This window comes from Paenibacillus sp. SSG-1 (assembly GCF_002224835.1).
Lineage (GTDB): Bacteria > Bacillota > Bacilli > Paenibacillales > Paenibacillaceae > Paenibacillus_AQ > Paenibacillus_AQ favisporus.
Genome location: NZ_MBRK01000001.1, coordinates 4,659,183 through 4,673,136 on the forward strand (window position 1 = coordinate 4,659,183; position 13,954 = coordinate 4,673,136).

The window sequence follows — 13,954 nt, forward strand, 5'->3', positions numbered from 1 at the left end:
CCCATTGTCCTGAATATGGATGACAACCCGTTCGTCCATTTCGTAAGCCCATACGTTAATCTGACCGTCTCCGTTAAGCGCCTCGATGCTGTTCTTCACCATATTGATAAAAGCCTGCTTAAATTTTGAAGAGTTCCCTTTCACCTGCAGATGGTCCGGAACACGCATATCGATCTGGGCGCCCTGAAGGTTCGCAAGCGGTACGATGACGCCCTCTACATGCCCCAGCTCCTCTTTGACGTTCAGAACGGAAATTCGTTCAAACTGCGGCTTGGCAAAGGTCAGGAAGTCGGTGATGATGCCTGCGGCCCGGTCCAGCTCCTCCAGGGCCATCGTCATATAGAGTTTATCCTGGTTTCTGTACTTCTTGGTCAGCACCTGCAGGAAACCGCGTGTCACCTGAAGCGGGTTCCGGACCTCATGGGCGACGGATGCCGCCAATTCGCTGATGATGGCCATTTTCTCGGAGCGCTGCAGCTCGTTGTTGAACATTTCCAGCTCCCTTGAATATTTTACAATCTGTTCGTGATTGATGGTATAGTTCCGGCCGAGGATCAGCATCAGGGATATGATAAATACAGCCGCCCCCCACTTCCACAGAAACAGGTCATAGTTGCCGTCCTTCAAATAGAACCAGACCATTTCGCCAATGACCGTCAGGCCGAACACCGCAAAGCCGATGGTGAGAATCTCGGCGCTCCGGTTCCCTTTCACGGCATGGATGATCGAATTGCTGACGAGCAGCACGGCTTGTACGATCATAACGATTCCCAAAACACGGACCGACAGAAAGTAATGGATACCGAATAATTTATCGTTTAGCACGATGTTCGCCAGCATGAAGAGCAGGCAGAATGCCGAATATCCGATTTGAAAATACAACAGCTTCTTAATCACCGAACGGTACCCGCTGCCGAAGATCCGTTCGATAAAATAGGTTAGTGACGGAAGCAGCACGAACAGCGCGACATCCCATAGGCGGGTGTAGAGCTTGCCGTAATCCTTGTAAAAGGTATAAAGAAACGGGGAATACGTGATGACCAGCACTCCGGCGGAGGCGATCACCAGACTCAGTGAAATCCAGGAGGCGTTCTGCTCCTTTTTCAAAAAAACCGAGCAAATGAGCATGACGAGCGCAATAAAGACAAACGCGCAGCCCAGTATGATATCGATCAGATCTCTCTTGACGTAGTTGTCCAGCAATTCCGGATAGTTGCCCAGTTCAATGCCGTGGCGCAGTCCGATGCGGTCCTTGGCGGATTGAACGCCTATGTACAGTATTTTATCGGAATCATTTCTCTGAAGGGGAGTTAACACTTTGTTGTTATCGTAAATATAGTCGCGGTTTGATTCGTAGATGGGGGTCGTGCCGATAAAAATCGCAATGTTCTGTCCGTATATCTTAGGGATAAGCATGGAGGGGATGTCCCAGTTCAAGGCAGGGAGCTTCGTTCTGATCCATAATGTCGATGATGTTCCGGGCCTCTTCGGCAAAGCCATGCCGGATGGATTCGGGCTCCAGCCTTCGCTTGCCGTTACGGATCCGGGAACTGCCGCAAGATCCGCGCTGTCCGCCCATTTGACCTCCCACTCGGTAATCCAACGCTCTCCACCCGTCTGCATCGCTCCAGCAAATACCGGTACCGTCACAAACAGCAGGGTCAGGCAAGCGATCAGAGCCAGCTTCGTGATTACGGATTTGGGGAAACCCTTCATAAAACACCTCAAAAGTTAATATTTGTAAAATTTTCAACTGCTATGTAGATTCGCTATCATCATCGTCCACTCCTTCCTGTTCTTTCGGGCATCGTCAAAAAATATATCATTTGCATAAATATACATACAACCTCGAGCATACTGCCGCCATTCTTTATATTTATGCATTCGAAAACATAAGAATCCCCGGGTTGACATCAACCTTAGCACAACTGCCTTCGGGGCTATACAAGCCGGGACTTATTTAATCATACCACTTTTTCCTAAGTATGGTAACGATGTTTCACCTTGAGCGGGTACGTTTATTAAAGTAGCAAACGACACAGACTTCCCGATCTGCGCTGAAAGGAGGATTACCCATGAGTGAATTCCGCCGGAACAACGTTGAGGTTGAGCATAAGGAAGTTCAGCAGAAGTCCGATTCCAGTCTTGTAGCAGCCACTTTTATCAAATATGCCGCGTACATTATTATTTTTTTCGGTTTCCTCTATTTCTTGATCCGATACGTATTTCCTAAGTTTTAATCCGGGAGCGGATATACGGGCTCATTTCGGGTAACGGTAAGGAAAGAAAATACGCCAAAGGAGATGGATGACATGGCTGATGAGTATAATAAGAATATGAAAAGCGATGCCGATTTGACCTATGAACGGTACGACCAGCAGCGCGAGCTTCCGCCCGAGTTTGAGCTGCCCCGGGATGACTTCAAGGATACGGGAACATACACCAAGCAAAGCATCAGCCGTGAGCCGGAAGCGGAGGACGTGGAATTCTATGTCCGGTCCGACATGAGTCCCGAGCTTGGGGGCCGGGACTCGGCTCCAGCCTCTGCCGGGACGTCCGGCGCGTACGCCGGTGAATCCTCGGCCGTGAACGAACTGACGGAGGACGAAGAGCTGCCGGATGTTCCGGATGCGGACGACATTTCGGCGAACAGTCCGGTCGATCCTTCCGCGATCGCCATGGTGGAGGATATGCACGGAACGGACCTGATCAATGGATATGACGGCGATGATTCCGAAGAACTGTAGCCGGTACGTTCATTTAAGATTGTAAAAAAAAGAGGAGGACTCCGCCGTTACCGGCCGGAGTCCTTCTTTAGGTGTTGGCCGGTACGTTCCGGCGTTTATGCTAATCCCAGCGCCTTGACCAGCACATATCCGACGCCGGCAAGCAGGCAGGAGCCGAGCAGCGCTGCGGCGAACGGACGGCCCCCTTTGCGCCCGAACACGGCAAAGTCGACGTTCAGGCCAAGACCGGCCATGGCCATCGCCATCAGCATATAAGCTGCCGTGACGATCTGCGAGGCAGCCGATTCGGGCAGGATGCCCAGCGTATGGATGCCGCTCATCACTAGGAAGCCAAGCACAAACCAGGGGATGGGAATACGGCTACTTTCCCCCGGTGCGGTGCGCCCGCCCTTGCGGCTGCTCCAGAGGCCGACGAGAACGGCGACGGGCACGAGCAGCGCCACCCGGGTCAGCTTGACGATGACGGCCATATCTTCGGCCTCCTTGCCCCCTGGCGCTGCTGCCGCGATGGCATGGGCGACTTCATGGAGCGTGCCGCCCGCAAACACGCCGTATCCGGCCGGCGACAGGCCGAGCAGCGGATACAGGCCGACGTACAGCAGCGTAAACAAGGTGCCGAGCAGGGCAACTACCGCGGCGCTGACCGCCGTCTCCTGCTCGTTCGCCCGAACCTGCGGCGCGATGGCGGCCACAGCGGCCGCCCCGCAAATGGCCGAACCGCAGGCGGCCAGCAGCGACATGACCGGATCGACCTTCATCAGCCGGGCGATGCCGTATACCGCAAGCAGCGTCACGCTGATATTGACCGCAGCCAGCAGCAGAACCTTTGGCCCGGCATGAACGATGTCCGCCAGGTTCAGCCGCATGCCGAGCAAAATAATGCCCAGCCTGAGCAGCTTTTTATTGGAAAAGGCGATGCCGGGCATCGCGTACTCCGGCACGCCGGCGAATGCCCGGTAAACCATGCCAAGCAGGATGGCCAGCACCAGCTGCCCCATGATGCCCAGAAAAGGCAGCAGCGCCAGCCCCTTGGCCAGCAGTGATAATACAAACGTGAGGCAGAGCCCCAGCATATAAGCGTTCAAATTGCGCTTTTTGCGCGGCAGGGCCGATCCCTGAGATGCAATCATGATTCATTCCTCCCGTCCGTAGCCTGGTCATTCAAGCGGCTATCGATACGCTCACTATAGAATGTCCGGCTCCGGAAGGGAAATACCGATTTGCTATCCCAATCATCAGGATAACTTATGATTGATTGCGGTCCTCCCCCACGTTACACTGAGTGTAATCTTCAGCGCCGCCTTAGCCTTAGCTCGCTTGCCGCTGAAAAAACGATAAACAGGAGTCCACGCCATGATCACAGACACACTAAAGGTCTTCGTCACCGTCGCCGAAGAGCGCAATTTCTCCCGCGCCGCCAAGCTGCTCCATCTATCCCAGCCGGGGGTTAGCTTGCACATCCGGAACTTGGAAGATGAGCTGGGCGCGAAGCTGATGCTCCGGTCCCCGAAGCAGGTCAGATTGACCGAGGCTGGCGAAATCTTATTCCGGAAGGCCAAGCAGATGCTGGCGCTGTACGAGGAGGCCCAGCAGGAGATCCATCTGCTGCGGGATGTCGTGACCGGCTCCTTGAGCATCGGTGCAAGCTTTACGATCGGCGAATACATCCTTCCGGCCGTTCTCGCCGAATACGCGCACCAGTACCCCGACGTCGATGTGCAGGTTCACATCAGCAACACCGACAACATCGTGCATGATATCCGCGAAGGGCGGTTTCACATCGGTCTGGTTGAAGGCAGCACGACCGCCAGGGACGTGCAGCTGACCACGTTCATGGAGGATGAAATGGTGCTGGTGATGTCGCCTGACCATCCCCTCACCGCCTACAAATCGATTGATCCCGGCATGCTGCAGGACCAGGTGTGGGTCTTGCGCGAAAGCGGTTCGGGCACGCGGGCCTACAGCGACCGGCTGATTGAGGAGGGAGGACTTGCTGTCAAGCGTAGCTTCGTCTTCAGCAGCAGCCAGGGTGTCAAGGAAGCGGCCGCCGCGGGCCTTGGCATCGCTGTCCTGTCCCGCTGGGTCGTCCGCAAGGAGCTTGGCAGCGGCGAGCTGTGCGAGGTCAAGCTGAAAGGAATGAAGCTCGGCCGGGACCTGCTGATGGTTCAAGGCAAAGATCAGCCAGCCGGCATGGCGCTGCTCAAATTCGTGCATATTTTAGAGCAGTACGCCAAGCGGCATTACGCCGATTTATGATTCGCCTTCTCGGCCAGAGGCAGCATGGAGCCGGCGGGCTGGCGGTAAGCGGCGAAATACGCGAGGGCCACAAAGACGGCTCCGCCGATCAGGTTGCCCAGGAACACCGCCGCGAAGTTCGGGAAGTATTGGCTCCAGCTCATCTGTCCGGCAAAGATCGCAGCCGGAATGACGAACATGTTCGCGACCACGTGCTGAAAGCCGATGGCGACAAACGCCATGACCGGAAACCAGATCCCGATGATTTTTCCGGTAACATCCTTCGCACCGTAACCGAGCCAGACTGCAAGGCAGACGAGCCAATTGCAGCCGATGGCCGAGACAAAAGCCTGCAGGAACGAATCATGCACCTTTGCTTCGGCCACAGCTACCGTTTTGGCCAGAAACGCCCCTTCCGTCAGCCCGGCGACATGCCCGAAGAAATAGGCGACGAACACCGCCCCGATAAAGTTGGCGACCGTAACGAGAATCCAGTTTTTGAGGACGGCGCCAAAGCCGATTTTACGGGAAAACCACGCCATTGGAAGCGTCATCATGTTCCCCGTCAATAGTTCCCCTCCGGCCAGGACGGTCAGGATCAGCCCTACCGGGAAGACCGCTGCACCCAGAAATCCGGCGACCGAGCCCCATTCCTTCGGAGCCGTTCCGATGACACGGATATCCAGCAAAAAACCAAGCGCAATAAAAGCACCCGCCAGGAAGCCTAGAATGAGAACCGCAGGCAGCGGCAGTCTGGCTTTCTTCTCCCCTGTTTCAATGGCAATATCACGAATTTGCTGCGGTGAATAAAAAGACGACATCGTACCATTCCTTCCATTTTTCTTCGTAACTTTCTTCGATAAAAGCCTGTGATTCGCAACCAGATCCACTTTCCCTTGCTCTTTCCAACAACAAAAAAACCGCCACAAATCAAACCCCGGCTCTGAAGCCGAAAGTTGATTGACAGCGGTTAATTCCCCTACCCGATTCCTATAGGGAGATCAAACACACATGACACGTAACGAATAGGGCAGGTGCAGTCCCTACAACCACCCCATTTGTCTATGACATTTCATACATATGATAAACACCTGTTCATAAATTTGTCAACAATTTTAAAGAAAACGTTGATCGATGTACATTCTAGGAAGCCAGACCGGAACAAGCCGTCATCCGCCGATCCGGGACATTTCCACCTTGGCTTCCCGGCCCGTACCGGTGCCGGCTTTACCGCGGTCCAGCGAATACCGGTCATGCCGTCCTTCCCAAATGGCTATGATATGCTCCGCGATCTCGTCGTCGGTTGCACCTGAACGCAGCCATTCCCTCAGGTCATGCCCCTTCGTCGCGAACAGGCAGGTGTAGAACATGCCGTCCGCCGATAATCGGCCCCGCGTACAGGTGGAGCAGAAGGCGTCGCTGACGGATGAAATGACGCCGATTTCGCCTTGGCCGTCAAGAAACCGGAAGCGGGAAGCCACCTCTCCCTCATAATTGGGATCGGCAGGCGCCAGCGGAAATTCGGCGTGAATCCGCTCCAGCATCTCGCGCTTGCTGACGACCTGATCCCAGTTCCAACCGTTCGTATTGCCGACATCCATATATTCGATCATGCGCAAAATATGGCCCCGCTCGCGGAAATAGCGGACCATAGGCAGCAGGGCATGCTCGTTGACGCCCTTCTGCACCACCATGTTAACCTTCACGGCCAGGCCTGCTTCGGCGGCGGCGTCAATGCCCTCCAGCACCTGCGCCACCCTGGCCTTTCCGCCGTTCATCGCCAAAAAAGTGTCGTCATCGAGCGCATCCAGGCTGACGGCGACGCGCATCAAGCCCGCCTCACGCAGCGTCCGGGCGTGCCGGGCGAGCAGGCTGCCGTTCGTCGTCAAGGCAACGTCCTCCACGCCAGGGATCCGGGACACCTCCCGAATAATATCCGGAAGCTCCTTGCGCAGCAGCGGTTCGCCGCCGGTGATGCGGATTTTGCGGGCCCCGAGGCGGGTGAATATCCGCGTAATCCGCACCGTTTCCTCGACGCTGAGAATATGTTCCCTGGACAAAAAAGCGTAATCCTTGCCGAAGATTTCCTCGGGCATGCAATACCGGCAGCGGAAATTGCAGCGGTCCGTCACGGAAAGCCTCAAATCTCTGAGTATACGGTTGTATTGATCATGGGTTTCCATGATGATCCCTCCTTCATTTGAAGCTGCAAATTCCCTTGATGTGGGCTGGTGCCCAAAACAATTCGTGCTGCTGCAGCAGGTGCGCCTGGGGCCGCTCAGGATTGCGGCCTGCACTCCACAATGCGGTGCGGGTGGGTATACACGTTGCAGGATTGGCCGCGGATAAAGCCGACGGCGGTAATGCCCAAATTGTCCGCCAGCTCCAGCGCAAGCTCAGTTGGCGCCGATTTGGACAGGATGACGGCACAGCCGATTTTCGCCACCTTCAGCAATATTTCCGAGGAAATTCTGCCGCTGAACACGATAATTTTATCATCCACCGCGATGTCGTTCTTCAGGCAGTAACCATAAATTTTATCCAGTGCGTTATGCCGCCCGATATCCATTCTCGACAGAAGAATCCCGTTTCGGTCGCACAAAGCGGCGTTATGCACACCGCCTGTACGGTTAAACGTCTCGGCTCCCTCCTGCATCTCCCGCACGAGCCGGAAGCAATCGTCAAAGGACAGCTCCACCGGAGCCTGGTCCAGCACCTTGGCCGTTTTCGCGTCATTGAAAAATACAAAGCCCTGCCGGCTGGCGCCGCAGCAGGACGTGACGTACCTTTTGCTGTATAGCTGGCGATGGAGAGGACTCCACTTGCTTACAGACGCGTGAACGAACCCCTCCTCTTCCTGAACCCATAAGTCCTTGATTTCCTCAATGCTTGAAATGACGCCTTCCGATGCGAGATAACCGACAGCCATATCTTCAATGTATTCGGGCGTACAGACGAGGGTCGCAAATTCCTCGCCGTTGATTTTGATCGTTACCGGATGCTCGTTCACGACCAAGTCGGTCTTTTCCTCCATTTTTCCCTGCTCGTACCGGATCATGCCCGGCCTGCTCGTCACAGCCTCCATCATCGCTTCATCCCTGCTCTATATTTTTCTCGAACATAAAGACCGAAACGGCCATGTCTTCTTCCACCTTGATATCCGTAAACAGATGGATCAGCTTCGATCCGCACAGCTCCTCCAGCCCTTCCGGGACCTGGGATTTGTACAGCTCCTTGATCATGTGTGTTCTCGCGCTGTGCACCATCTTCTTGCCGTCTTCGGACTGTGCGATAAACTTTTCAGTAGGTGTGAAATTGCCGTGCATCCGGGTGATCGCCATGTTCTCGACAAACGTGGTATGAATGCGTTCCGGACCTTTTCCGAACGTATCTTTCCTCACTTTGCGAATGATATCGTTAAACGCAACTTCCTTCTTCATCCCATTCTCACCTCATCACAAGTTTAACACTATACTAAATCTTAGTAGGATTGTACAGAATAATTCAACCTTGTTTTTCTGTCCGGGCGTAGTATAATCATGACGAGAATACATTTATGCCATACAGGCGCCGGAATGATCCATTAGTAGGCCAATGCTAATCGGTTACTCCACTACAACCTGCCGCGCACAATGATTAGCGGAGACGGGTTTAGTGGAGTTTTTTTGTTTTTATGGCCTGCTCTTTAGCTTATGGACACCCGCCGAAGCGCTGCAATCACCTGGACGCTTGGCGGCTCCATTTAACATTGGGGTGAAAAGGGGTTTTATGTTCGTGAACCAAAATCTTGTTAACATTACGCTCGACGGACAGGCGGTGGAAGTCACATCGGGCATGACCGTGCTCGAGGCGATCAATCTTGCCGGCCTGTCGCATCCGCAAATTTGTTATGTCCCTGAGGTAGACCCGATCCAGACGTGCGACACATGTATTGTGGAAATCGACGGGAAGCTTGCGCGCGCCTGCTCGACCATTGCCGTTTCGGGAATGAACGTCAAGCTGTCTTCCGCATCCGCCAAGGCTGCACAGACGGAAGCGATGGACCGGATTCTCGAAAACCATCTGCTCTACTGCACCGTATGCGACAACAACAACGGCAATTGCAAGCTGCACAATACCGCCGAAATGATGGAAATCGAGCACCAGAAGTACCCGTACCGGCCGAAGGTCGAACCTTCGGAAGTCGATATGTCCCATCCTTTCTACCGTTATGACCCGAATCAATGCATTGCCTGCGGACAGTGTGTCGAGGTCTGCCAAAATCTGCAGGTGAATGAAACCCTTTCCATCGATTGGGAAGCGGACATCCCGCGGGTCAAGTGGGACAACGGGGTCGATATCAACGACTCGTCCTGCGTCAGCTGCGGCCAATGCGTCACCATCTGCCCGTGCAACGCCCTCATGGAAAAATCAATGCTGGGCGAGGCCGGCTTCATGACAGGCATCAACGAGGAAGTGCTGAATCCGATGATCGACCTCGTCAAGGAAGTGGAGCCGGGATACAGCGGCATCTTCGCCGTTTCGGAAATCGAAGCGGCGATGCGGGACACACGCACGCGCAAGACCAAAACGGTATGCACGTTCTGCGGCGTCGGCTGCTCCTTCGAGGTGTGGACCAAAGGCCGGAAAATTTTGAAGGTACAGCCATCCCACGACGCGCCGGTTAACGCGATTTCCACCTGCGTCAAAGGCAAATTCGGCTGGGATTTCGTCAACAGCGAAGAGCGGATTACGACCCCGCTGATCCGGCAGGGAGACGCCTTCGTCGAAGCTACCTGGGATGAGGCGCTGAACCTGGTTGCCGAACGCCTCGGAGGCATCCGTAAGGAGTACGGCAACCATTCGGTCGGCTTTATTTCTTCCTCGAAAATTACGAACGAAGAAAACTATGTGATCCAAAAGCTGGCCCGCCAGGTGTTTGAAACCAATGACGTGGACAACTGCTCCCGCTACTGCCAGTCTCCGGCATCGGACGGACTGATGTCCACGGTCGGCATCGGCGGCGACGCCGGCACGATCCAGGACATCGCGGCAGCCGGCCTCGTCATCTTGATCGGCTGCGCGCCGGCCGAAGGCCATCCGGTCCTGGCGACCCGGATCAAGCGGGCCCACAAGCTGCACGGCCAGAAGCTGATCGTCGCCGACCTGCGCAAGCATGAGATGGCCGAGCGCTCGGACCTGTTCATCCGTCCGAAGCAGGGTACGGACTTCGTATGGCTGACGGCGGTCACGAAATACATGATTGACCAAGGGTGGCACAAGCAGGCGTTTATCGACCAGTATGTCAATCAATTTGCCGAATACCAGCAGTTGCTGGACACCTTCACGCTCGAGTACGCCGAGCAGGAAACCGGCATTGCCAAGGAGACGCTCATCTCGATCGCCGAGATGATCCGCGACGCCGACGGCACTGTCATCTGCTGGGGCATGGGCGTCACCCAAAACATCGCCGGATCGCACACGTCGGCGGCCATCTCCAACCTGCTGCTCGCTACGGGCAACTACATGCGTCCCGGCGCCGGGGCTTACCCGCTGCGCGGACATAACAACGTGCAAGGAGCTTGCGACATGGGCACGCTGCCGCCTTGGCTGCCGGGATACCAGCACGTCTCGAACGACGAGGCGCGGACGCGGTTCGAAAAAGCTTACGGCGTGGCGATTTCGCCGCAGCCGGGTATGGACAACATCCAGATGATCGATGCGATCGACCGCGGCGACATGAAGGCGATGTACCTCGTCGGCGAGGATATGGCCTGGGTCGACTCCAACGCCAACCACGTGCACGAGGTGCTGGCGAAGCTCGACTTCTTCGTCGTGCAGGACGTATTTCTGTCGCAGACGGCCCAGTTCGCCGACGTCATTCTGCCTGCCGCGCCGTCACTGGAGAAAGAAGGCACCTTTACCAATACGGAGCGGCGCGTTCAGCGCCTGTATCAGGTGCTGGAGCCGCTCGGCGACTCTAAGCCGGACTGGTGGATCACGACCCAGATCGCCAAGCGTCTCGGGTATGACTGGGGTTATACCCATCCGAGCGAAATTTTCGCCGAAATGGCCAGCCTGACCCCGTTCTTCTCCCAATGCAGCTATGAGGTGCTGGAAGGCTGGGGCAGCTTCATCTGGGGCTCGGCGAGCGGGGAACACACGCCGCTGCTCTATACGGACGGCTTCTTCTTCCCCGACAAAAAGGCGCGCTTCTCGCTGGTCGGCTACGTGCCGCCGGTGGAATACCCGGCCGAATTCGATCTCGTCCTGAACAACGGACGCCTGCTGGAGCAGTTCCATGAAGGCAACCTGACCAACAAATCGCACGGAATCAATCTGAAGCTGCCGGAAGTGTTCGTGGAAGTATCGCCTGAGCTGGCCGCCGAACGGGGCGTCGAGAACGGGTCCCTGGTGCGGCTCGAATCGCCTTACGGCGCGATCAAGCTGAAGGCGGTCATTACCGACCGCGTCCACCGCAACGAGCTGTACGTGCCGATGCACTCGGTCAGCCACGAAAACGCGGTCAACCTGCTCACCGGCAATGCGGTCGATGTGCGCACGCACACGCCGGCTTATAAGCAGACGCGCGTGCGGATGCAGATTCTGAACGTGAAGGGTACCAATCCGCTGCCGCTAACCAATCCGCGCAACAAGAAGCGCTACCCGCAGGATGGCGTCGAAGTGCACCGGAAATGGAGCCGGCCGGATTATGTATCGCTCGTCGATTAAAGGAAAGGTGGAATCCATATGGCACAACCGATTTCATACATTAAAAAACGCGAGCTGACGGAAGAAGAGCTGAAGCAGCAGTCGCTGGACCAGCTGACGGATTCGATCGCCGAGCATGAGCAGGCGCTGGAAAAAGCCATCGGGGTGCTCAGCGAGCTGCACGGCAGCGGCATTCTGGAAGCGGCTGAGTCGCTGCTGAAGGCCAAAGCCAAAGTGGCCGAAATCGTCCTGGGCCAGGCCACGCGGCCGGAAGTGACGAACATGATCAACAACGGCATGGCCGCCGCCGGCGCCCTCGCCGCTATCGATCCGGAGCATACGGCGAAGGTGCTCGGCAGCGTGGCCAAGGGCCTGGAGGAAGCCAATCAGCCGCAGGACAAAAAGGTGACGGTCTTCTCCCTCATGAATGCGCTGAAAGATCCTGACGTGAACCGGGCGATCGGCTTCGGGCTGCGGTTTCTGAAAGGCATGGGCAAAGGCCTGGGGAATGAGTCAAGTGAGAACAATCGATGATCGTAAGCCGATAAAAACAAACGGATAGAAGTAGCAAGATGAAATAGACCCTTTGCGGGAGTACCGCAAAGGGTCCTTTTCGTTTTTGAAGTTTCAATAATTCAAAGGATAATTCTTTCGTTGCCGAGCTTAATCTTGCCATTCGTATAATATTACATATATTTACAAATATAAATACATCATTGATAATATAAGTGTTTTAACGCCTTTGCCAAAAATGCTTGATGGCGTGCGTGATCTACAGGATCGTCAACCCAGAGCCATTGTTCACATCATATAAAAAGAGGGGAAATTGTGTATTTACTCGCATGGATTATATTAATCATTACCGATTTAGTGTCCGTAGTTCATATTTTATTTGGATTAGCAGATTTAGGTGAAGAAATGAAACTGGTAGTTAAAATTTCACAGTTTTTATTCTTTTCTTCGCTGTTATTTATTGTGATTCGAATCCCTCGGCCTTGATTCTCCTAAACTTGAACCGCTGGTTCCCTCTTCGTTCGATAATGATCCTCTCCCTGCATGGAAATACGTATTCAATTAGGAGGTGACGTCCCTTGAACCTCGCTCAAGCTTTGGGCTTCCCGCCGGATGAGCGGCTGCTGATCATCAATGCGGATGACTACGGCATGTGCCACTCGGCCAACGTGGGCATCCAGCTGCTGCTTGCCGAAAGGGCCATTTCCTCGGCAACGATCATGATGCCGTGCCCTTGGGCCAAGGAGGCTGCCCAGTGGGCGGCGGCGCGCCCGGACGTGGACGTCGGTGTCCACTTGACCTTTACCAGCGAGTGGAACACCTACCGCTGGGGACCGGTCACCCGCCGGCAGACGGTGCCCTCCCTCATTACGGATGAGGGGTACTTTCCTCGCGACTGCCGCACAGTGGAGACCAGAGCCCAGGCGACCGAGGTGCACGCCGAAATCATTGGCCAAATCCGGCTCGCCCGGCGCATGGGGCTGAATCCGACCCATCTCGATAATCATATGGGTAGCCTGTACGGGTTGGAAACGGGACGGGATTTCCTCTCACTCGTCCTTGGCGTCTGTGCGGGAAACGGTCTTCCGTTTCGGCTGCCAAGGCATATTCCCTCTTCACTCCAACTGCCTTCCGCCGCCCGGCGCATCCATAAGGCACGGGTCCGTGAAGCGGACTCTTTAGGGGTCGTCATTCCGGATCACTTAATCCAGCTGCCCTTTTCTCTGCGCCCGGGAGAAACCTACGAAGCCTTCAGGGAAAGCGTGGCGGATGCGCTGTGCTCGCTCCAGGCCGGAGTCAGCGAGCTGTATATCCATCCGGCCGTCATTACGGATGAGCTGATGGCCATCCATCATGAGTGGCTGAAGCGCGGCATGGAGCTGCAAGTTTTCCGCGATCCCTGGATCCGCGAAGTGATGCGAAGCCAGCGCATCCGGCAAATCTCCTGGCGCAATCTGCAGCAGCTTCAGCTGCACAGGCAGCGCCAGAATCCGTAAGTCCGGGGCGATGCTGTCTTTGCGTTTATGCGGAGACGGGACGTACAAACGGCGTTCATCCGCCCCGGACGAAGCCTTTTACGAAAAATGGACAAAAAAATAGACCCTAGTCCCGTGCCTAGGGTCAATTCATATATAAAAGGGGTATGAGTGCATTATATGAGAGTTTTCTTAAAAACACCTGAAAATTACCTTCAGAATACATTAAAATTCAAGGCAATTCTATCCAAATGGCCGTCTGGCGCCGCCACTGGAATGGATAGCCGCTAACAA

Annotated in this window: 12 protein-coding genes; 6 read left to right on the plus strand and 6 right to left on the minus strand. The window is 55.2% G+C overall.

The features are described from left to right. Window positions 1–1,716, minus strand: a 1,716-nt coding sequence (locus tag BCV73_RS21605; protein WP_256992940.1) for a sensor histidine kinase, incomplete at its 3' end; no start/stop codon positions are given. A 359-nt stretch (window positions 1,717–2,075) separates the two neighbouring features. Here BCV73_RS21605 and BCV73_RS35130 point away from each other — a divergent pair. After that, entirely contained in the window at window positions 2,076–2,240 is a 165-nt protein-coding gene (locus tag BCV73_RS35130; RefSeq protein WP_167372908.1) for a hypothetical protein, read from the plus strand. A gap of 72 nt (window positions 2,241–2,312) precedes the next feature. Further along, a complete protein-coding gene (locus BCV73_RS21610; RefSeq protein ID WP_089548484.1) occupies window positions 2,313–2,747 on the plus strand; it encodes a hypothetical protein in 435 nt (144 codons plus the stop codon). A gap of 95 nt (window positions 2,748–2,842) precedes the next feature. On the opposite strand, the gene BCV73_RS21615 is transcribed toward BCV73_RS21610, so the two are convergent. Then, window positions 2,843–3,877 carry a YeiH family protein gene (locus tag BCV73_RS21615; RefSeq protein WP_089548485.1) on the minus strand — a complete coding sequence of 345 codons (1,035 nt, stop codon included), beginning with the start codon at window positions 3,875–3,877 and terminating at the stop codon, window positions 2,843–2,845. Window positions 3,878–4,100: 223 nt separating this feature from the next. On the opposite strand from BCV73_RS21615, the gene BCV73_RS21620 reads away from it, so the two are divergent. Continuing rightward, window positions 4,101–5,003, plus strand: a complete 903-nt coding sequence (locus BCV73_RS21620; protein WP_089548486.1) for a LysR family transcriptional regulator — start codon at window positions 4,101–4,103, stop codon at window positions 5,001–5,003. Here the strand turns inward: BCV73_RS21620 and BCV73_RS21625 are convergent. The 4 genes from BCV73_RS21625 to BCV73_RS21640 form a co-directional block, all read right to left on the minus strand. Continuing rightward, window positions 4,988–5,803, minus strand: coding sequence for a formate/nitrite transporter family protein (locus tag BCV73_RS21625; RefSeq protein ID WP_089548487.1), 816 nt, complete (start codon window positions 5,801–5,803; stop codon window positions 4,988–4,990). The genes BCV73_RS21620 and BCV73_RS21625 overlap by 16 nt on opposite strands. Window positions 5,804–6,151: 348 nt before the next feature. After that, entirely contained in the window at window positions 6,152–7,165 is a 1,014-nt protein-coding gene (moaA, locus tag BCV73_RS21630) for a GTP 3',8-cyclase MoaA (RefSeq protein ID WP_089548488.1), read from the minus strand. Window positions 7,166–7,260: 95 nt separating this feature from the next. After that, window positions 7,261–8,067, minus strand: a complete 807-nt coding sequence (fdhD, locus tag BCV73_RS21635; RefSeq protein WP_076173758.1) for a formate dehydrogenase accessory sulfurtransferase FdhD — start codon at window positions 8,065–8,067, stop codon at window positions 7,261–7,263. 7 nt (window positions 8,068–8,074) lie between these two features. Then, window positions 8,075–8,422, minus strand: a complete 348-nt coding sequence (locus tag BCV73_RS21640) for a Na-translocating system protein MpsC family protein (RefSeq protein ID WP_076173660.1) — start codon at window positions 8,420–8,422, stop codon at window positions 8,075–8,077. Window positions 8,423–8,750: 328 nt separating this feature from the next. Here BCV73_RS21640 and fdhF point away from each other — a divergent pair, with 328 nt between their 5' ends. The 3 genes from fdhF to BCV73_RS21655 all read left to right on the plus strand — a co-directional run bounded on the left by fdhF (window position 8,751) and on the right by BCV73_RS21655 (window position 13,681). Further along, a complete protein-coding gene (gene fdhF, locus BCV73_RS21645; RefSeq protein ID WP_076173659.1) occupies window positions 8,751–11,693 on the plus strand; it encodes a formate dehydrogenase subunit alpha in 2,943 nt (980 codons plus the stop codon). Between the two features lie 18 nt (window positions 11,694–11,711). Beyond that, on the plus strand, window positions 11,712–12,206 hold the full coding sequence (locus tag BCV73_RS21650) for a helical membrane plugin domain-containing protein (RefSeq protein ID WP_089548489.1): 495 nt from the start codon (window positions 11,712–11,714) through the stop codon (window positions 12,204–12,206). 557 nt (window positions 12,207–12,763) lie between these two features. After that, window positions 12,764–13,681, plus strand: coding sequence for a polysaccharide deacetylase family protein (locus tag BCV73_RS21655; RefSeq protein WP_089548490.1), 918 nt, complete (start codon window positions 12,764–12,766; stop codon window positions 13,679–13,681). The last annotated feature ends 273 nt before the right edge of the window (window positions 13,682–13,954 follow it).

What these genes read in the sequence shown, in the direction of transcription:
- fdhF (WP_076173659.1), top strand. Translation starts at nt 8,751, where the DNA reads ATGTTCGTGAACCAAAATCTTGTTAACATTACGCTCGACGGACAGGCG.
- BCV73_RS21610 (WP_089548484.1), top strand. Translation starts at nt 2,313, where the DNA reads ATGGCTGATGAGTATAATAAGAATATGAAAAGCGATGCCGATTTGACC.
- fdhD (WP_076173758.1), bottom strand. Translation starts at nt 8,067, where the DNA reads ATGGAGGCTGTGACGAGCAGGCCGGGCATGATCCGGTACGAGCAGGGA.
- BCV73_RS21625 (WP_089548487.1), bottom strand. Translation starts at nt 5,803, where the DNA reads ATGTCGTCTTTTTATTCACCGCAGCAAATTCGTGATATTGCCATTGAA.
- BCV73_RS21620 (WP_089548486.1), top strand. Translation starts at nt 4,101, where the DNA reads ATGATCACAGACACACTAAAGGTCTTCGTCACCGTCGCCGAAGAGCGC.
- BCV73_RS35130 (WP_167372908.1), top strand. Translation starts at nt 2,076, where the DNA reads ATGAGTGAATTCCGCCGGAACAACGTTGAGGTTGAGCATAAGGAAGTT.
- BCV73_RS21615 (WP_089548485.1), bottom strand. Translation starts at nt 3,877, where the DNA reads ATGATTGCATCTCAGGGATCGGCCCTGCCGCGCAAAAAGCGCAATTTG.
- BCV73_RS21640 (WP_076173660.1), bottom strand. Translation starts at nt 8,422, where the DNA reads ATGAAGAAGGAAGTTGCGTTTAACGATATCATTCGCAAAGTGAGGAAA.
- BCV73_RS21650 (WP_089548489.1), top strand. Translation starts at nt 11,712, where the DNA reads ATGGCACAACCGATTTCATACATTAAAAAACGCGAGCTGACGGAAGAA.
- moaA (WP_089548488.1), bottom strand. Translation starts at nt 7,165, where the DNA reads ATGGAAACCCATGATCAATACAACCGTATACTCAGAGATTTGAGGCTT.